Below are 18,773 nucleotides of genomic sequence, written 5' to 3'. Positions count from 1 at the left end.
TCCGACTCACTGGGCGCAGGACTGACTGGCGTCCAGCGCCGCCTGATAGACGTCGCGCGCCTGATCCAGGCCCCGCGCTTCGAGTTCGCTCAGATAGTTGTCGATCCCGTTGCGCAGCGGCTGCTGCCAGTCGGGGTCGTCCAGCGGATGATCGACGACACGGATGGTGTCACCGGCCTTCTCGGCCTGCTGCTTGCCGGCCCGGTCCTGGGCGGCGAACACGGCGCCGGCCTTCTCGGCCCACTGCATGCCGGAGTTGTCGTCGATGACCTGCTTCTGCTCGGGGCTGAGCCGGTCATAGGCCTGCTGGTTCATCGTCGCGACGAAGATCAGCGTGTAGAACGGCACCTGGGTGTGGTAGTGGAGCTGCTCACCCAACTGGAAGCTATTGATGCCCTCCCAGGGGAAGCTCAGACCGTCGATCACGCCACGCTGCAGCGAGGTGTAGATGTCCGGCGCCGGCATGCCCACCGGCTGCGCGCCCATGTTCTCGAGAATCTCGCCGGCCACCGCCGTCGGTCGACGGATACGCAACCCCTCGAGATCGCTCGGCTTCTGCACGTCGGTATCCTTGGTATGGATATAGCCCGGCCCGGTGGTGAACAGGAACAGCACGTGCGAGTTGTCGTACTCGCTGGCGATCTTGCCGTCGTCGTAGAGGGTCTGCAGCACACAGGCGCCCTGCGGCGCGGACTCCGCCACGCCCGGCAGCTCGACGATCTGACTCAACGGGAAACGGCCGTTGGTATAGCCCTGGGCGGTGATGCCGATGTCGGCGATACCGTTGACCGCGGCGTCGTAGGTTTCATCGGCCTGACTCAGTGTCTGTGACGGAAAGTTCTGGATCTTGATCTCGCCGTTGGACTGCTCCTCGACGCGCTTGGCCCACTGCTCGAAGATCTGCTGGTTGATGGCCGAGGCGCCCGGCCAGAAATGCGACAGACGCAGCGTGGTCGACGCCTGGGCCGTGGTGGCACCCGCGGTCAGGCCGGCGACGGAAAGCGCGAGAAGGCAGCGTGCAAAGGTACGATTCATGATGGGTCCCTTCCAATTGGCGATGAGCCTGATCGAGGCGCTCGGATTGGCGCTTATCGTTGTCGGAGACGGCCGTTTTGTCTATTAGACGAACGTTAGTTCGTCTGACGAACTCACGACCCTGCCGCGTATTCTGGCACGCCCGTGGGCCATGAAAGCAGCGAAACCGCATATAAACTTGTCAATTTGCAAGATCGGTGACCGACATTGGTCGTAGGCCGCCGCCCAAACGACGAACGCCCGGGCCACGCGGACCCGGCCCGGGCGCTTCGTCGCACCGACACGCGCTATCGGGCGTCGCCCCACCCCAGCGTCTTGGCCAATGCAAAGGCATGGTTGGCCGCCGGCACTCCGGCGTAGATCGCCACGTGCATCAGCACCTGACGCAGCTCGGCCTCGCTCAGGCCGATACGGCGGGCGGTCTTGAGATGCAACTCCAGCTCCTCACGGCCCAGCGCGGCGAGGATGCCGGTGGTGATCATGCTGCGCTCGCGACGCGTCAGGTCGTCGTTGCTCCACAGCTCGCCCCAGGCCAGGCGGGTGATCATCCGCTGGAAGGGCGCGTCGAGAGAGGTGGCGTTGTCGGTGGAGCGCGCGACATGCGCCTCGCCGAGCACCTGCTTGCGCGTCTCGAGCCCGGTGGCGTAATCGACGCCGTGCGCACCGACATCGCCCAGATCCACCGCCAACGCTTCGAGCAGCGCCGCCGCGAAGCGCTCGGGGACCTCGACCGAGGGCACATGACCGACCCCGTCGAGGATCGTCAGCGGCGCGCCGTCGCACTCCCCGGCAAGCGTCTCGAGGGTGGCCGGCGGGGTCGCCGCGTCCTCGCTGCCGCCGTAGAGGTGAACCGTCACCCCCTTGCCGCTCAACCGGCCGGTGAAGGTATCGCGTCCCAGCATCTCGCAGAGTCGCGCGTAGGACTCGTCGTCGCCGCGGCCCATCGACACGCACCAGCCGTCCTTCAGCGCCGGGTCGGCCTCGACCCGCGCCGGCGCGAACCAGCGCGGCACGATCTCGCCGGCCATCGCCGCCAGGCCTTCCTCGCGCACGCGCCGGGCCCGGGTGTTCCACAGCTCGGCATTGCCGATCACCGCGCCGGTGTTGGTCAGGGACGCGGACAGCAGTCGCTCGCCGTGGGCGGCGATCAGTTGCTGGCCGATCACCCCGCCGATCGAGGTGCCGACGACGTGAAAGCGCTCGGCCCCGGCGTGGTCGGCCAGCGCCAGCGCCTCCCGGGCCAGCTCGGCCGGGGTGATGTCGCCGCCGTCCGCCGGCCAGGCCTGGCTGGCGCCGTGCCCGGGCAGGTCCCAGGTCAGCACCCGGTAGCGCGGCAGCAGCCGCGCCAGGATGTCGTCCCACACCGCCTGGCTCATGCCCAGCGGATGCGCCAGCAGCACCAGCGGATTGGCCTCGGCGCCCAGCAGGCGATAGGCGACGCTGCGGCCGTTGATGGTCAGAAAAGCCATTCATATTCTCCCATGGCAAGGCGCCGAGACGAGGCTCGGCGCCCGATTCGACTGAGACGGAAGAGCGCGGCTTCGCCGCTCGAGACGCAGGCCCGGTGCTTGGCACCGGAAAAAGGAACACCTCGATGTTCCTCTGTCTTCTTCTCTCTTCCCTCTTTTCTCGTGCGTCAGACCCGCTCGATCACCGTGGCGATGCCCTGGCCCACGCCGATGCACATGGTGCACAGCGCGAAGCGCTTGTGGCTGCGCGCCAGTTCATAGGCCGCCGAGCTGACGATACGCGCGCCGGACATGCCCAGCGGGTGGCCCAGCGCGATGGCGCCGCCGTTGGGGTTGAGCCGCGGGTCGTCGTCGGCCACGCCCAGTTCGCGCGCGCACGCCAGCACCTGGGCGGCGAAGGCCTCGTTGAGCTCGAGCACGTCCATCTGATCGATGCTCATGCCCAGCTTGTCGAGCAGCTTGCGCGTCGCCGGTACCGGGCCGACGCCCATGATCCGCGGCTCGACGCCGGCGGTGGCCATGCCGTGGATGCGTGCCACCGGCTCCAGGTCGAAGCGCTCCAGCGCCGCCTCGCTGGCGACGAACATCGCCGCCGCGCCGTCGTTGACCCCGGAGGCGTTGCCGGCGGTGACGGTGCCGTTCTCGCGGAACGGGGTGGGCAGCTTGGCGAGCTTCTCGAGGGTGGTCTCGGGACGCGGGTGCTCGTCGCGATCGAAGATCAGCGGCGCCTGCTTGCGTCGCGGAATCTCGATCGGCACGATCCCCTCGCCGAGCCGGCCGGCCTCCTGGGCCGCCTGGGTCAGCTGCTGCGAACGATAGGCGTAACGGTCCTGATCCTCGCGCGAGATATTGAACTGTTCGGCGACGTTCTCGGCGGTCTCGGGCATCGAGTGGGTACCGTAGCGCTTCTCCATCAGCGGGTTGACGAAGCGCCAGCCGATGGTGGTGTCCTCCATCTGCTGACCGCGCGAGAACGGCGTCTCGGCCTTGCCGATCACGTAGGGCGCCCGCGACATCGATTCGACGCCGCCGGTCAGGATCAGGTCGGCCTCGCCGGCGCGGATCGCCCGCGCCGCGGTGCCGATGGCGTCCATGCTCGAACCGCACAGGCGGTTGACGGTCGAACCGGGCACCGAGGTCGGCAATCCGGCGAGCAGCGCCGCCATGCGGGCCACGCTACGGTTGTCCTCGCCGGCCTGGTTGGCGCAGCCCATGATCACGTCGTCGATCGCCGCGGGATCGACCCCGGGATGCTGCGCCAGCACCGCCTCGAACAGCCGCGCCGCCAGGTCATCGGGGCGCACGCTGGCCAGGGTGCCGCCAAAGCGGCCCACCGGCGAACGCAGCGGCCGGCACAGATAGACATCGTTCATGCGTTCTCTCCCCTTCACTCGCCGGAATGATGGCGTTCGGTCCGCGCCTTGAGTTCGCGCAGCACCTCGAGTTCCTTGTCGCTGGGCTCGGCCGTGGTCTCGAGCCGCTCGGCGAAACGGATCTCCCAGCCGGTGGCGTCCTGGACCTGCTCGGCGGTGACGCCCGGATGCAGCGACACCACCACCAGCTCCTTGGTCTCGGGGTCGGGCTTCATCACGCACAGGTCGGTGATCACCCGCGTCGGGCCCTTGCCGATGTGGGGCACGCCGTCGCGGGCGGTACCATCGCGGCCGAAACCCAGGGTGGTGACAAAATCGACGCCATCGACGAAGGTGCGCTTGGAGTGCTTGACGGTGATGAACACCTCGCCGGCATTGGTGGCGATCTCGGGCGCCCCGCCGCCGCCCGGCAGGCGCACCTTGGGCTCGCGGTAGTCGCCGATCAGGGTGGTGTTGAGGTTGCAGTAGCGATCGATCTGCGCCGTGCCCAGAAAGCCCACGTCGACCTTCCCGCCCTGCAGCCAGTAGCGGAACATCTCGGGGACCGAGACGGTGGTCAAGGCGGTCTCGCACAGCTCGCCATCACCGATCGACAACGGCAGTACCTCGGGCTTGGTCTGCAGCGTGCCGGACTCGTAGATCAGCACCACGTCGGGGGCGTGGGTCAAGCGTGCCAGGTTGGCGGCCTCGCTGGGCAGGCCGATCCCCACGAAGCAGGTGGTGCCGTTTTCCAGCGCCCGCGCCGCGGTAACGGTCATCATTTCCGCAGAGGTGTATTCGAGAGTCATCAGGACGCTCCTCCGGCGTTGTAGACGTTTTCCTCGAGCCAGGCGTTGAAGCTGTCGCGGTCACGGGCGATGGCGTCCCACTCCTTGTAGAAGCGGTTGTGGCGCGGGTAGTAGCCGTGCGCATAGGACGGGTAGGCGCCCTGCTCGGCCACGGCGATGGCATCGATCGCCCAGCCGGGGATCACGCAGGCGTTGGGGGTGGCCTCGAGGTCGTCGACGATCTCTTCGACGGTGACGATGCTGCGCCTGGCCGCCAGTACCGCCTCCTTCTGCACGCCGATGATCCCCTCGATGAGCACGTTGCCCTTGCGGTCGGCCTTCTGGGCGTGGATCACGCCGACATCGGGCCGGATCGACGGCACCGCGGCAAGCCGCTCGCCGCTGAACGGGCACTCGATGAACTTGATCTGGTCGTTGACCTTGGGCAGATCGCTGCCGATGTAGCCGCGCAGTACCGCCAGGGGCAGGCCGGCGGCACCGGCCTCGTAGGCGCAGGCCATGGCGGCGTGACTGTGTTCGAGGATCTCGACCGGGTGCGGCCAGCCCTTCTCGACGGCGTCGCGCAAGCGGTGCAGCGAGCCCACGCCGGGGTTGCCGCCCCACGAGAAGATCACCTTCCGGGCACAGCCGGCACCGATCAACTGGTCGTAGATCAGATCCGGCGTCATGCGCACCAGCGTCAGGTCGCGCTTGCCCTGGCGGATGATCTCGTGACCGGCGGCGAAGGGGATCAGGTGGGTAAAGCCTTCCATGGCAACGGTGGCGCCGTCATCGACGTAGCGCGCCACCGCGTCATGCAGGCTGAGGACTTCGGCCATGGTGTGGTCTCTCTCAACACGAATTGTTCGCTAAGTGAACATGGGTTTGTGATACGAACAAAGTAATCGCGAAGTCATCGATCGTCAAACCGCACGGCGCGCCACGACGGGCCCCTGGTGGCGGCGTGAGAACCCCGTGATCCCCTGCGCAAACAGTCACTTGTCAGCCGCCGAGCCGCTCCAGGACGCGTTCGACCAGTTGCCGGCTACTACCAATGTATGATTCCGGATGCACCGCCCGGCGCAACGCCTCGGCGTCGATGCCGCTGCCCGCCACCCGCTCGTGAGCCAGCAGCGCCTCGGCATAGGTCACGCCATCGCGACGCGCGGTTTCCGAAGCCTCGCGGGCGACACGCCGGGCATCGTCGCTGTCCAGCACGCTCTGCAGGAAGCGCGCGGCCGGCTCGGCCATGATCGCCCCGCCGGTGACCGCCAGGTTGCGTGCCATGGCCTCGGGGTGGACCTCGAGCCCACCGAGCAGCTGGCGCAGGGTCTCCAGTGCCCCCTCGAGCAGCAGCACCGCGTCGAGTAGCGGGGCCCATTCGGCGTGCCATTCGCCCAAGCCACGCTCGAGCGGCTGCGCACCGGCGTTGGCCAGCACGTTCAGCGCGGCATGGATCTGGCGCGCCGCGGCACGAATGCGGGCGCAGCCCACCGGATTGCGCTTGTGGGGCATCGACGACGATTCGCCGACGCCCGCCTCGGCGGGTTCGGCGAGTTCGCCGATCTCGGTCTGGGTCAGCAGGGCGACATCCAGCGCCACCTTCTCGGCGGCCACCGCCACGGCGTCGAGGGCACAACCCAGGGCATGGATCGGCTGACGCTCGGTGTGCCAGGGCAGCCACGGCTCGGCCAGGCCCAGGCGGCGGGCCATGCCGCTCATGATCGTCACGCCGGCGTCGTCGAGCCCGGAGTGCACGCCCACGGCGCCGCCGAACTGCACGTAGAGCCCCGCGTCGATCACCGCATCCAGGCGTTCGCCGGCCTGGTGCAGCCCCCACAGCCACTGGCCGACCTTGGCGCCGAAAGTGATCGGCAGCGCCTGCTGCATCAGCGTGCGTCCGACCATGGGCGTCTCGCGATGCGCGATCATCAGCCCCCGCCCGGCGTCGATGGCCTCCCCCAGAAGGTGTCGGCAGCGTGTCAACCGCGGCTTGATCAACAGCATCAATGCGCTGTCGACGATGTCCTGGCTGGTTGCCCCACGGTGGAAATACGGCTTCAATGCATCGGGTAGGGCCGCCTTGGCCTGCTTGACGAAGGGGATCGCGGCATTGCCGCCCTTGGCGGTGTCGAGCGCCAGGGCCTCGGTGTCGAAGGCCTCGAGCGGCAGGTGCCGGCCCAGCGCCTCGGCAGTCCCGTCGGGCAGCAGGCCCAGGTGCTCCTGCTCGGCGGCCAGGGCCAGCTCCACGTCGCGCATCGCCGCGACGAGGTCCCGGGCCCGGCAGTGCTCGCGACCGCTGACGCTCGTGAAGGGGTGGCGTAACAACTGCTCGTACATGGATTTTCTCCGTCGGCTCCTACCACCAATGGCGCATTGGCGGACATATGTTCGCATTTCGAACTCTATGCTAGAGTCGGCACGATGACCGAGCAATGCAACGATCAGCGACACGATGGCGCCACCCCCATGACCACACAGAGCAAGGATGAACGCCTCAGCCCGGACGATCGCGATTTCGTGACTGCACTGGCCAGCGGCCTGGATGTCATACTCGCCTTCGATCATGCCAACCCGCGCATGACGCTCAGCGAGGTTGCCGCCAAGACCGGCATGAACCGCGCCCGCGCCCGGCGCTTCCTGCTGACGCTCAATGCCTTGGGCTACGTGCGCAAGCAGCATCGCCATTTCGAACTGGCACCCAAGACACTGCAGCTCGGTTACGCCTTTCTTTCGGCCAACAACTACCGCACAGTGATTCAGCAACATCTCGAGGACATTACCCAGCAGACCGGTGAATCGTCGTCACTGGGCGTGCTCGATGGCAGCGACGTGATCTACGTCGGCCGCTCGGCGGCGCCGCACCGGCTGATGGCGATCACCCTGTCGATCGGCACCCGCCTGCCGGCGGTAGTGACTTCGATGGGCCGCGTGCTGCTCGCGCAGTTGCCCGACGACGAGCTCGACGCCCTGCTCGAGACGGTGACCCTCGAGCGGTATACCGAGCAAACCATTACCGACAAGGCCGAACTCCGCGATTGCCTGCGCCGGGTGCGCGAGCAGGGTTACTGCATCGTCGACCAGGAACTCGACTCCGGCCTGCGCTCGCTCGCCGTACCCACCTTCGACGCTCACGGCAAGCTGCTCGGCGCGATCAACGTGAGCACCAATGCGGCTCGCATCGACCTGACAACGCTGAGCGAGAACTTTCTGCCACTGCTCCGCGAGAAAGCGCAGCAGATCGCCAGTCAGGTCAGCTGACACCGGCAGCGGCAACGTGCCTCGGCGATCGCGTGTCCCGATCCTCGAATAGCTGCGCAACGGGATCATGCATCACCGCGAAACACGTTGCTCATCAAGGAATTCGCCGTGCTCGACATACTTGCCATCACCACCCCGATCTTCCTGCTGATCGGCATTGGGTATTTGGCCGTCATGACCCGGCTGCTCAGCAAGGCTCAGGTCCAGGGGCTAGGCGGTTTCGTGATCAACTTCGCGCTGCCCTCGCTGATCTTCCGCGCCCTGGTCGAGCACCCGCTGAGCGAGGTCTTCGATCCGGTCTATCTGAGCGCCTATGTTTTGGGCTCGGTGGCGGCCTTCGCCGGCGCTCTGCTGTTCATGACCCGGGTGCGCCGCAAGTCGCTCGGCGATAGCGGCATCATGGCGCTGGGCATGTCGGCCTCCAATAGCGGCTTCATCGGCTATCCCATCGCCGCCATGGCTGTCGGGTCAACCGCGGTCATCGCCATGGCGCTGAGTATGGTGGTCGAGAACCTGCTGATGATCCCCACCGCGCTGGCGCTGGCCGAGGCAGGACGCCAGCAGGACGCCTCGTTCTTCATCACGCTGCGTCAGACGTTGGCTCGGCTCACCCGCAACCCGCTGGTGATCGGTATCTGTGCCGGTGTCGTCGTCGCCCTCAGCGGCTTCGAACTGCCCGCCCCGTTGGCCAAGGCGATCGACATGCTGGCCTCGGCCTCCGCGCCCACGGCGCTGTTCGTGATCGGCGGCACGCTCCACGGGCTGCGCATCGGCGGCATGCTCGGCGACGTCGGCCAGATCGTCATCGGCAAGCTGCTGCTGCATCCCTTGGCAGTGTTCCTGCTGCTGCTCTGGCTGCCGCCCACCGACCCCGCCCTGACTACCGCAGCAATCATCATGGCCAGCGCACCGATGCTCAGCGTCTACCCGATCCTCGGCCAGCGCTATGGCCACGGCGAGCTCTGCACGGCCTCATTGATGCTGGCGACCCTGATGTCCTTCATCACCGTCAGCAGTCTATTGTGGTTGCTCGAGACCTACCGTCTCCCGCTGTCCTGACAGGTCCTGGCTGGTGACGGGTGATCCTCGCCCCCCTCCTGCCAGCCTTTCATGCCGTCATCCCGACCACGGCGATAACGCCGTCGGTGCGGCACGAAAGAACCGAGTAATCGCAATCCCGCTGGCTATGTACAGGATCAGCCAGCGCCCCTCCCCGGGTTTTTTATAACCGCTCTTTGCCTACCCCTAAAGTTGAATGCCTCCCTACTTGCATCTGCCTCGCCAAAATACTTAGATATAAAAGAATTTTAAAACTGACGACAATTATGGTGCTTCCCATGGCCTCCCCATCCGATGAAATCCCCATGAGCGCGCTCGAAGTCAAGGCACTGGATGCCATTGCCGAGGGCATCTATCAAATCGAATTCGTGCACCCCGAGGGTGAGGATCTGCCAGAGTTCACGCCCGGTGCTCATATCTATGTCGAGGTGCCCAACGGCCAGGTAAGGCGCTACTCCCTGTGCAACGACCCCGAGGAGCATCACCATTACGTCATCGCGGTCAAGCGCGAGGAATCCGGGACCGGTGGCTCGAAGAGCCTGACCGACGAAACCCGCGTCGGGGATCAGCTTCAGGTCTCTGAACCGCATAACGATTTTGAATTGAAGGGCAATCCGGCACGCTACATTTTCATCGCCGGCGGTATCGGCATCACACCGATCATGGCGATGATCCATCACCTCAGAGCCACGAGCGGCAAACCCTTCAAGCTCTATTATCTAACGCGCGACGCCGCCCAGACGGCCTTTCTCGAGGAGCTGAGCGGCCCCGAGTACCGTGGCAAGGTCATCATTCACCATGACCAGGGTGACCCTGATAATGCTTACGACCTGTGGCCGGTACTCGAGCAGCCCAAGGGCGCACACGTCTACTGTTGTGGTCCGCGCGGCCTGATGGAAGCCGTACGCGATATGACGGGGCACTGGTCATCCTCGAGTGTGCGTTTCGAGGATTTCGGCACGCGCAAGTCAGCAAGCAAGGAAGATGACAAGCCCTTCACCGTACGGTTGGCCAAGACCGGCGAAGCCGTGCCTGTCCCGGCGGGCGTGTCGATTCTCGAAGCGTTGAGAGCCAACGGGCATCACGTCCCTTACTCCTGCGAAAGCGGCACCTGTGGCTCCTGTCGCACCCGCCTGGTGGAAGGTGAGGCAGACCATCGCGACCTGGTGCTGTCAGAGGCCGAACACCAGGACAACATTATGGTCTGCGTCTCGCGTGCCATCTCGGAAGAACTAATCATCGACCTTCCAGAATGAGCCGTTCGCTTTCGCCGGAGAATCCCATGACACCACCGCCCTTGCGACTCGGGATCGCCGGTCTCGGTCGCGGCTTCATGTTGCTGCTGCCGACCCTGGCGGCACACCCTGGCATTCGTCTCGTTGCGGCCGCCGATCCTCGAGAGGAGGCCCGGCGGCAATTCGCAAGCGATTTCGACGCCGTGACTTACGCCGACGTTGCCGAGCTGTGCGCCAACCCTGATGTCGAAGCCGTCTACGTCGCCACACCGCACCAGTTTCACCGCGAGCATGTCGAACTGGCGGCGGCGCACGGCAAGCATGTCCTCGTCGAGAAGCCCATGGCACTCTCGCTCGAGGATTGCCGGGCCATGATAGCGGCCATGCGCCAGGCCGGACGCTGGCTGATGGTCGGGCACAGCCACAGCTTCGATACGCCCTATCTGCGTACCCGTGAACTGATCGACAGCGGCGAGTTCGGCGCAGTCCGCATGATTCATGCGCTCAACTTCACCGACTTTCTCTATCGCCCGCGACGTCCCGAGGAACTGGATACATCACGCGGTGGCGGCGTGGTCTTCAGCCAGGCCGCCCATCAGGTCGATATCGTGCGACTACTGGGAGGCGGTCGAGCGAGCAGCGTACGGGCCATCACCGGCAGCTGGGATGCCGCCCGCCCCACCGAAGGCGCTTATGGCGCCCTGCTGAGCTTCGAGGGCGGCCCCTTCGCCACCATGACCTACAGCGGCTTCGCGCACTTCGACAGCGACGAGTTCTGTGGCTGGTCGGGCGAGCTCGGTCAGCCACGCGACCCCAGCCAGTACGGTCATGCCCGACGCAGACTCGCCCAGGTACAGACCCCCGAGGAAGAGGCCGCACTCAAGAACACCCGCACCTATGGCGCCGGCCTGTCGCTTGCTACCAGCAGCCTCGAGGGCATCACGCACAATCATTTCGGCTTCATCCTGGTCTCGTGTGATCACGCCGACCTTCGCCCCACCCCCGAAGGGGTGCAAGTCTATGCCGATAATCACCAGTACCTGGAACCGCTTGCGCCACCGGCGATCCCTCGTCGTGAAGTCCTGGACGAACTGATCGACGCCGTACGTCACGATCGACCGCCGATCCATTGTGGTGAATGGGGGCTGGCGACCATGGAAGTCTGCCTGGGCATGCTCACGTCCGCAGACACGGGACGCGATGTGGCGTTGTCCCAACAGGTGGGACTCCCCCGCTCTCCTGCGTTAAGGTAAACGTTGGCTGGGAGACCCACTGGATCGTCAAAAGGAAACCGCGATGGCACGAAGCAATACCCAGGAAACGGTAACGGTGCTTCGGCACTGGCAGGAGGACGTCCCCGACGACCGCCTGGCTCACTTGATACGCGATGCCGGACGCGTACTCACCAAGAGCTTGCAGACCAGGCTAGCGGAACACTCCATCAGCTTCGGCCATTGGTCGTTTCTGCGCATCCTGTGGGTCACCGAGGGGCTCACCCAGCGTGAGCTCAGTGAACAAGCCGGCCTCATGGAGCCAACGACCTACACGGCTCTGAAAGCCATGGAAGCCAACGGATTGATCGAGCGGCGCCAACTCAACGGCAACCGCAAGAATATTCACATCTATCTGACTCAGAAAGGTCGCGACCTCAAGGAAACCCTGATCCCTCTTGCCGAGACGATCAACGAGCGTGCCGTGTCCGGCATCGACGAGAACGACCTGCGCGCGACCCGACGCACCCTGCTTGCCATTATCAGCAACCTGGCGGAGGCCAACGAGTAGCGCGACACGCCAGGCCCCCCACCCCAGCCATCAGGGACCCAAGATGAATACCCAAACCCCGCAAGCCGCTGCTGCGGTATCGGATAGCGACGACCTGCTGCAAGACCTGGTTCACGCCAACCACATCCTCTTCGACGAGGGCGTCCTCGATGCCTTCGGTCACGTCAGTGTCCGCCATCCCGACAGACCCGATCGCTTCCTGCTCGCGCGCAACATGGCACCCGGCCTGGTTCGCGCGGAGGACATCATCGAGTTCGAGCTGGATGGCACCCCCGTTGACGCCGATGGGCGAAAGGTCTATCTCGAGCGCTTCATCCATGGCGAGATCTACCGGGCACGGCCGGACGTGATGGCGGTGGTGCATAGTCATTCACCCTCGGTGGTCCCGTTCAGTGCGGTCAAGTCGACGCCGCTGAGACCCATGTGTCACATGAGCGGTTTTATCGGCGAAGGCGCCCCGATCTTCGAGATCCGCGACGTCGCTGGTGACGCCACGGACCTGCTGATCCGAAACGCCCCGCTTGGCGAGTCACTGGCCCACTCACTGGGCGACAATAATGTCGTGCTGATGCGTGGACACGGTGCGACGGTCACCGGCCCAACACTCAAGCAAGCCGTCTATCGGGCGGTTTACGTTGAGGTGAATGCACGCCTGCAGGCCGATGCCCTGCGCCTCGGTCCTGTCGAATACCTGACCCCGGGAGAAGCCAAGACGGCGATGGAGATGATCGAGGGTCAGGTCGAGAGACCCTGGCAGCTGTGGAAGCAGCGCGCCCAGGCACGTCGCTAGCCGACCGCCCGCTCGCCGGCGCCATTATGATTGGCAACGGCGACTGACGGGGCCATCGCTCCGGCACTCCTGCCCGATCAGCGTGTTCAATTCAGTCGACCCCGTGCGCCCCGCTCCCTTGACCGAGGAGCGGGGCGCACGGTCATGCCATCGGACGAGCCTTTTTGTAGTTGCCCGCCACCGCTTCCCGACAGTTTCGATAAGTGCCAAGCACAAGGCGCATGGGCCGTGCTCTCTTTTTCTGCAGCGCGAGGTGCGCGAACGCATCGCGGACAATAAAGTACCGCTCGATAATGCTTTATAAGTCATTGCAAACCATTCGCCATTCCGCCTTTCTACGATCAGAAAATACGCCTTGGCCGAACGATACCGAGTCGCCGCGTGGGGCTCGCGTCAAGCGCGAAGGGATCGCGGAAGAATTACCGCCAGATCCCGGGAAGCCCCTCTAGACGAAGGTCTCAAAATATTGCGAATACGGCACAAAATACGACTTTCGCCGTATTTGACGTTGCGGACTCTTGGACTAACTTAGGCATGTAAGTTAGATATCTAAGCATTTTCACTGCACAAGGCTTGGATAGCGTCGCAAACCCAATCTGGAGATCTCGTGCAATGTTGACTCACGAAGAAAACGAACTCCTCTGCCGTGTCGAAGGTGACGCCCCCATGGGGCAGATCATGCGTCGTCACTGGCTGCCTGCCTGCCTCTCCGAAGAAGTCGCCGAACCGGACGGCGATCCCGTTCGGGTACGCCTTTTGGGCGAAGACCTGGTAGCCTTCCGCGACACTGATGGTCGCGTTGGTGTTATGGACGAGATGTGTCCTCACCGCCGCGCATCACTGGCGCTGGGCCGCAATGAGGAGTGCGGGCTGCGCTGTCTGTACCATGGCTGGAAGATGGACGTCGAAGGCAATGTCCTCGAAATGTCGTCCGAGCCGCCGGAATCGAAAATGACCGAAAAGGTCAAGCACAAGGCGTACCCGACCCACGAGGAGGCCGGTTTCATCTGGGTCTACATGGGGCCCGCCGAGGAGAAGCCGGAATTCACCGCACCGGTGTTCCAGCCGACGCCGGAAACCAAGGTATCGATCGCCAAGATCATCATCGATTGCAACTGGGCGCAGATTCTGGAAGGTGCCATCGACTCGGCACACTCGTCCTCCCTGCATTCCACCGATATGGTCCCCGCACGCATCGGTGGTGCCGAAGCCAACGATAAACTCTGGCTTCGTCCGTCCACGGACAAGGCGCCGCGCCTGCAATTGCAAAAGACTCGTTTCGGATTCCGTTACGCGGCAATTCGGCGGCCAATCACTGATGCCAAAACGCACGACTATGTGCGTACGACCCTGTTCATTGCTCCTTACACCGTGCAGATTCCCCCGAATAATCTTTATGATATCGCGATTCTGCATGTGCCGATCGATGATACCCACACGGCATTCCACTTCATCGCCTGGGGCGACGAAGCCACCACCCCGGATACCGAATCCTGGCGCAAATTCCTCGGTGCTCAAGTCGGTATCGATCTGGACGAGCGCTTCCACAAGTTCCGTAACCGCGAGAACAATTACTGGCAGGATCGGCGGATCATGCAGCTCGGCACCAGTTTCACCGGTATCCGCGGCATCCCCAACCAGGACATCGCCATGTGGGAAACCATGGGCCCCATTGCCGACCGCACCCACGACCGCCTTGGTGCCAGCGACCTCGCCATCGTCGAGTTCCGTCGCCAGATGGTCCAGGCGGCCAAGACCATGCAGCAAGGTGGACCGGCAATTGGTACCGAAGAGCCGCGCATTCCGCAGTACAAGCTGAAATCTTTCCAGGGCGTCGTCCCCAAGGAAACCGATTGGCGCGAGCTGGGCACCGCGCCCGAGGAAGCCGAACTCTATGCGGCGGATGCCCAAGCCAAGTAGCCGATCAGTTCCTGATCCCGGCTGATACACGGCAAACGACAATCAACGACCGACCCAGGACTGCTGATGAACAAACTAGAACTCTCCATTGCCGTAGGTAACTATGATCGCATGCGTCCCTTGATCGACGGGGAAGTACAGATCGACGGCGTGGATCCGGTGTTCATGCTCCACGACCCGGAAGAGATTTTCTTCCGCGCTTTTCGTCATGCCGAATTCGACATCACCGAGCTTTCGCTGAGCAGTTTCTCGGTGAAGACCGCGGCAGACAATTGCCCCTACGTGGGTGTCCCCGTGTTTCCCTCGCGCGCCTTTCGCCACACCTCGATCTATATCCGCACCGACCGAGGCATCGAGACGCCCGCGGATCTTCGAGGCAAGCGCATCGGCGTTCCGGAGTACCAGCTCACTGCCAACGTCTGGGCGCGGCTGTTTCTCGAAGAAGACCATGGTCTGAAGCCTAGCGACGTCACTTGGCTGCGCGGCGGTTACGAGCAGCCGGGTCGAGTCGAGAAAATCAACCTCAATCTGCCGGAAGGCGTCCATGTGGAAAACATCCCTGCAGGGGAAACGCTTTCCGGCATGCTCGCCTCGGGTGAACTGGACGCAGTGATGGGGCCACGTGCCCCATCCTGTTTCGACCGCGGACACCCTCATGTGGGCTATCTCTATGCCGACCCGCAACAGGCCGCATCGGACTGGTACCAGCGTACCGGTATCTTTCCGATCATGCATTTATTGGGCATTCGCAAGACACTGGTCGAACGTCACCCTTGGCTGCCGTTTTCGGTCTACAAGGCCTTCGAACAGTCCAAGGCATTAGCCGTGGCCAAGCTCAGCGATACTGCCGCCACGAAAGTGACGCTACCCTTCGTTGAAGATCAGCTCCGTGCTGCCCGGAACTTGATGGGCGACGACTTCTGGTCGTATGGTTTTGCCGAAAATAAAAATACCCTCGAGCGTTTCCTGAACCAGCACCATGCGGAAGGCCTCTCCAGTCGCCGACTCAAACCCGAGGATCTATTCCATCCTTCCACCCTGGAAAGTTTTAAAATATAAATTCATGGTTATTTATAAAAACAACCTTCAAACCTGACAAACACGGTGAATATAATGAAGAAGTTCATCAAGAAAGCGCTCTGCACAGCCGCCTTTATAGCTCCCAGCCTGCTCATCAACCCTGCCTCGGCACAAAGTTACGAAATGACCGTGGCCGGTGCCTCTCCCGGTGGATTGTGGTCGCTGCTGGGGGCTGGCATCGACTCAGCCTTGAAGGCCGAGTACCCTGGTTCGACGATCACCTATCAGACTTCGGGCGGCGGCCTGGCCAATGTCGCCGTCCTGGAGCGTGACGACGCCAGCCTCGCGATCATCGAGGATGCCGTGTTGAAGCTGGCACAGGATGGCTCGCCTCCGTTCCGGGAGCCGATCAAGGACATCAGGGTCCTTGCCAACCTGTACAACTGGGCCCCCATGCAGGCCGTCATGCGGAAGGACTTTGCCGAGAAATACGGCATCAAGACCTTTTCGGACATTGCCAAGGTCAAGCCCCCGATCACGATCGCCATCAACAAGCGAGGCAATATTGCCTCCAGCGTTGCCATGGACATGCTGAACGAAATCGGCGCTGGGCCTGACAAGATTAAAAGTTGGGGTGGGGAAATTATTTATGCGGCTTCAGGTGAGCAGTCCAATCTCATCCAGGATCGCCGCATCGATATGTTCCTGAATAGCCTGTTTGTACGCCAGAGCTCCATTCTGCAAGCCAGCAATAGTATCGACCTGACTCTGTTGCCGCTTTCAGAAGACACGGTCAAGGCTGTCGATGAAAAATCAGGCACCAAGCCTTTTATCATCCCCGGCGGTGCCTACAAGTGGGCTCCCGAAGCCATTCCCACCGTGACCATCAGTGCCGCCTTGGCAGTACGCAGCGACATGGACGAGCAGACTGCGTACAACATCACCAAGGCCCTGTTTGACAACTACCAGAAGATCGCCACCGTTCATCCTGCGATGAAAGGGTTGACCCCCGAAGTCATGGCTTCCTCCGAAGGCGTGCCCTACCACGAAGGGGCTATTCGCTATCTGAAGGAAGCGGGGCTTCGTTAACTGACTAACCCGGCATACTCTCGCTGCTGAGGATGATTTCGATGATTCCGTTTTTCAAACTCTTGGCCGGCACGGGAACGAGGCGGCCACTAAAGGGTAAACTGGGCATGGCAGTACATGGATGTGCTGCCTTGATAGCGATTGCGGTCATTTACACGACGACCATCGTCTATATTGATTTGTACACGATGACCGTCATCTTCCTGTCCGCCATGCTGGCGGTATTATTCTTGGTCATCAATGCTGGCCCCAAGGGCCGTACCGACCGACCCAGCCTGCTGGACTGGTTGTTAGTGACGGCCAGCATAGCGGTAGGCATTTATTTTTTCATCGAGAGTGATCGTATCGCTGAAAGGATAACCCTGCTTTTCCCACTGGAGACAGCGGACCTGATCGCGTCCAGCGTATTGCTCTTTCTCACCATAGAAGCGACGCGTCGCACGGTCGGCATGGGCCTGACCAGTGTCGTTCTCCTGTTCCTTGTCTATAACTTGTTCGGCCACTCGCTGCCTGGTCCATTGGGTTTCAGAGAAGTGAGTTACAATCACTTCATGGACATCATGATGTTCACCTCTGACGGCCTGTTCGGCGTTCCCCTGCGGGTAGCGGCCACTTATGCGTTCCTGTTCGTCATGTTCGGGACCTTCCTTTCTAAAGCAGGTGGCGCCGAATTTTTCTATAATTTATCTTCCGCCATTGCGGGACGGAGAACGGGAGGTCCTGCCAAGATTGCAGTAATCTCCTCCGGCCTCTACGGCACCATGTCTGGCAGCCCCACTTCTGACGTTGTGACGACGGGCTCTGTCACCATTCCCATCATGCAACGCCTGGGTTACAACAAGGCGCTCTCGGGTAGTGTCGAAGTCGCTGCTTCGACCGGTGGCAGCTTGCTCCCCCCTGTCATGGGCTCTGCAGCCTTTATCATGGCAGAGTACACCGGCATTGATTACCGGGATATCGCCATCGCTGGCATCATCCCCGCTCTCCTCTACTACCTGTGTGTCTATAGCCAAGTACATCTTCGGTCGACGAAGCTGGGCCTTGGTGGGCTTACCAAAGGGGAAACGCCGTCTTTCAAGGGCACTCTAAAAAATGGCGGTCTTTTCATCGTTCCGCTCATAGCCTTGTCGACCGCACTGGTCATGGGGTACTCGCCTACCTATGTGGCTGCCATTTCGACTTTCATGGTTCTGGTTGTTGCCGCCTTCCGGCAATCGACCCGTATGGGCCCCAGGGCGGTCTGGGATGCGCTAGCGGTTACCACCCTACGCATGGTATCTGTCGTGGCCGCCTGTGCGGCTGCCGGGCTCGTCATCGGCGGCATCTCCATGACTGGGCTCGGCAGCAAATTCTCCGATCTGGTCTTCTTGCTGGCCGGTAACAGTGCGTTCCTGGCACTGGTCATTTCGGCCATCTTGGCGATCATTCTCGGTATGGGCATGCCCACACCATCTGCCTTCATTCTCGCCACCGTCCTGGTCAGCCCAACGTTGCTGTCCTTGGGGTTCAGCGTATTACAGACCAACATGTTCATCTTGTACTTCGCGGTCTTGTCGGCAATGACGCCCCCGGTAGCCGTCGCCGCCTTTGCAGCGTCGGCGATAGCAGACGCAAAGCCCACCGAAATCGCAATAGGCGCAGTCAAATTGGCCATCACGGCGTTCATTGTGCCCTTTGCCTTCGTTTATGGTGAAGGGTTGCTGCTGGTCGGGAGTTGGCCCAATATCGCCATGTCCTGCCTGACGGCGGTAGCTGGGGTGCTGCTCCTGAGCATCGGAATCGAAGGCTATTGGCGAAAGCCTCTGAAAACCCTCCAAAGAGTCGGCTTTGGCGTAGCGGGCCTGATGTTCATCGTTCCCAGTTGGTGGACAGTTATCGTGGCCATAGTGATCTTTGGCATTTGTTTCGTGACTACGCCACACCTTCGACACAGCGATCATAAAATACCCGCATGATTTAAGAACCCAAAACGA

At 62.7% G+C, this 18,773-nt stretch carries 16 protein-coding genes; 10 read left to right on the top strand and 6 right to left on the bottom strand.

Annotated features, from left to right (window positions below; genetic code table 11):
* Window positions 1–6: 6 nt before the first annotated feature.
* The 6 genes from D0901_RS03975 to D0901_RS03950 all read right to left on the bottom strand — a co-directional run bounded on the left by D0901_RS03975 (window position 7) and on the right by D0901_RS03950 (window position 6,984).
* Window positions 7–1,035, bottom strand: coding sequence for a TRAP transporter substrate-binding protein (locus D0901_RS03975; RefSeq protein ID WP_129138997.1), 1,029 nt, complete (start codon window positions 1,033–1,035; stop codon window positions 7–9).
* A gap of 287 nt (window positions 1,036–1,322) precedes the next feature.
* Entirely contained in the window at window positions 1,323–2,504 is a 1,182-nt protein-coding gene (locus D0901_RS03970) for an alpha/beta fold hydrolase (RefSeq protein ID WP_129138996.1), read from the bottom strand.
* Window positions 2,505–2,671: 167 nt separating this feature from the next.
* Window positions 2,672–3,877 (bottom strand): 3-oxoadipyl-CoA thiolase, encoded by a 1,206-nt coding sequence (pcaF, locus tag D0901_RS03965; RefSeq protein WP_129138995.1) that lies wholly within the window; start codon window positions 3,875–3,877, stop codon window positions 2,672–2,674.
* A gap of 14 nt (window positions 3,878–3,891) precedes the next feature.
* Window positions 3,892–4,665, bottom strand: coding sequence for a CoA-transferase subunit beta (locus D0901_RS03960; protein ID WP_129138994.1), 774 nt, complete (start codon window positions 4,663–4,665; stop codon window positions 3,892–3,894).
* The gene (locus D0901_RS03955; protein WP_129138993.1) at window positions 4,665–5,483 is read right to left on the bottom strand and encodes a CoA transferase subunit A; all 819 of its coding nucleotides are present in this window, start codon (window positions 5,481–5,483) and stop codon (window positions 4,665–4,667) included. Before D0901_RS03955 ends, D0901_RS03960 begins: the two co-directional genes overlap by 1 nt.
* 163 nt (window positions 5,484–5,646) lie before the next feature.
* On the bottom strand, window positions 5,647–6,984 hold the full coding sequence (locus D0901_RS03950; RefSeq protein WP_129138992.1) for a class-II fumarase/aspartase family protein: 1,338 nt from the start codon (window positions 6,982–6,984) through the stop codon (window positions 5,647–5,649).
* Window positions 6,985–7,113: 129 nt separating this feature from the next.
* Here D0901_RS03950 and D0901_RS03945 point away from each other — a divergent pair, with 129 nt between their 5' ends.
* From D0901_RS03945 to D0901_RS03900, 10 genes are all read left to right on the top strand, one after another.
* Complete coding sequence (locus D0901_RS03945; protein WP_129138991.1) at window positions 7,114–7,905, top strand: IclR family transcriptional regulator domain-containing protein; 792 nt, start codon at window positions 7,114–7,116, stop codon at window positions 7,903–7,905.
* Window positions 7,906–8,013: 108 nt separating this feature from the next.
* Window positions 8,014–8,964, top strand: coding sequence for an AEC family transporter (locus tag D0901_RS03940; protein WP_129138990.1), 951 nt, complete (start codon window positions 8,014–8,016; stop codon window positions 8,962–8,964).
* 305 nt (window positions 8,965–9,269) lie between these two features.
* Window positions 9,270–10,220 (top strand): PDR/VanB family oxidoreductase, encoded by a 951-nt coding sequence (locus tag D0901_RS03935; RefSeq protein ID WP_233440349.1) that lies wholly within the window; start codon window positions 9,270–9,272, stop codon window positions 10,218–10,220.
* A gap of 26 nt (window positions 10,221–10,246) precedes the next feature.
* Window positions 10,247–11,452, top strand: coding sequence for a Gfo/Idh/MocA family oxidoreductase (locus D0901_RS03930; RefSeq protein WP_129138988.1), 1,206 nt, complete (start codon window positions 10,247–10,249; stop codon window positions 11,450–11,452).
* A 43-nt stretch (window positions 11,453–11,495) separates the two neighbouring features.
* Window positions 11,496–11,981: a MarR family winged helix-turn-helix transcriptional regulator gene (locus tag D0901_RS03925; protein ID WP_129138987.1), complete on the top strand. Its 486-nt coding sequence runs from the start codon at window positions 11,496–11,498 to the stop codon at window positions 11,979–11,981.
* A 43-nt stretch (window positions 11,982–12,024) separates the two neighbouring features.
* Entirely contained in the window at window positions 12,025–12,771 is a 747-nt protein-coding gene (locus D0901_RS03920) for a class II aldolase/adducin family protein (RefSeq protein ID WP_129138986.1), read from the top strand.
* A 612-nt stretch (window positions 12,772–13,383) separates the two neighbouring features.
* Window positions 13,384–14,691, top strand: coding sequence for a Rieske 2Fe-2S domain-containing protein (locus tag D0901_RS03915; RefSeq protein ID WP_129138985.1), 1,308 nt, complete (start codon window positions 13,384–13,386; stop codon window positions 14,689–14,691).
* A gap of 66 nt (window positions 14,692–14,757) precedes the next feature.
* Complete coding sequence (locus D0901_RS03910; protein ID WP_129138984.1) at window positions 14,758–15,750, top strand: ABC transporter substrate-binding protein; 993 nt, start codon at window positions 14,758–14,760, stop codon at window positions 15,748–15,750.
* 54 nt (window positions 15,751–15,804) lie between these two features.
* Complete coding sequence (locus D0901_RS03905) at window positions 15,805–16,800, top strand: TAXI family TRAP transporter solute-binding subunit (RefSeq protein ID WP_129138983.1); 996 nt, start codon at window positions 15,805–15,807, stop codon at window positions 16,798–16,800.
* A 41-nt stretch (window positions 16,801–16,841) separates the two neighbouring features.
* Complete coding sequence (locus D0901_RS03900; RefSeq protein ID WP_129138982.1) at window positions 16,842–18,755, top strand: TRAP transporter permease; 1,914 nt, start codon at window positions 16,842–16,844, stop codon at window positions 18,753–18,755.
* Window positions 18,756–18,773 lie beyond the last annotated feature (18 nt).

The organism is Modicisalibacter coralii (assembly GCF_004117855.1).
GTDB lineage: Bacteria > Pseudomonadota > Gammaproteobacteria > Pseudomonadales > Halomonadaceae > Modicisalibacter > Modicisalibacter coralii.
This window is presented reverse-complemented; position numbering and strand designations above follow the sequence as displayed.

Bases quoted from the DNA above. Each gene is read 5' to 3' on its own strand.
- D0901_RS03955 (WP_129138993.1), bottom strand. From the start codon at position 5,483: ATGGCCGAAGTCCTCAGCCTGCATGACGCGGTGGCGCGCTACGTCGAT.
- D0901_RS03930 (WP_129138988.1), top strand. From the start codon at position 10,247: ATGACACCACCGCCCTTGCGACTCGGGATCGCCGGTCTCGGTCGCGGC.
- D0901_RS03905 (WP_129138983.1), top strand. From the start codon at position 15,805: ATGAAGAAGTTCATCAAGAAAGCGCTCTGCACAGCCGCCTTTATAGCT.
- D0901_RS03915 (WP_129138985.1), top strand. From the start codon at position 13,384: ATGTTGACTCACGAAGAAAACGAACTCCTCTGCCGTGTCGAAGGTGAC.
- D0901_RS03920 (WP_129138986.1), top strand. From the start codon at position 12,025: ATGAATACCCAAACCCCGCAAGCCGCTGCTGCGGTATCGGATAGCGAC.
- D0901_RS03960 (WP_129138994.1), bottom strand. From the start codon at position 4,665: ATGACTCTCGAATACACCTCTGCGGAAATGATGACCGTTACCGCGGCG.
- D0901_RS03970 (WP_129138996.1), bottom strand. From the start codon at position 2,504: ATGGCTTTTCTGACCATCAACGGCCGCAGCGTCGCCTATCGCCTGCTG.
- D0901_RS03945 (WP_129138991.1), top strand. From the start codon at position 7,114: ATGACCACACAGAGCAAGGATGAACGCCTCAGCCCGGACGATCGCGAT.
- D0901_RS03925 (WP_129138987.1), top strand. From the start codon at position 11,496: ATGGCACGAAGCAATACCCAGGAAACGGTAACGGTGCTTCGGCACTGG.
- D0901_RS03950 (WP_129138992.1), bottom strand. From the start codon at position 6,984: ATGTACGAGCAGTTGTTACGCCACCCCTTCACGAGCGTCAGCGGTCGC.
- D0901_RS03900 (WP_129138982.1), top strand. From the start codon at position 16,842: ATGATTCCGTTTTTCAAACTCTTGGCCGGCACGGGAACGAGGCGGCCA.
- D0901_RS03975 (WP_129138997.1), bottom strand. From the start codon at position 1,035: ATGAATCGTACCTTTGCACGCTGCCTTCTCGCGCTTTCCGTCGCCGGC.
- D0901_RS03935 (WP_233440349.1), top strand. From the start codon at position 9,270: ATGAGCGCGCTCGAAGTCAAGGCACTGGATGCCATTGCCGAGGGCATC.
- pcaF (WP_129138995.1), bottom strand. From the start codon at position 3,877: ATGAACGATGTCTATCTGTGCCGGCCGCTGCGTTCGCCGGTGGGCCGC.
- D0901_RS03910 (WP_129138984.1), top strand. From the start codon at position 14,758: ATGAACAAACTAGAACTCTCCATTGCCGTAGGTAACTATGATCGCATG.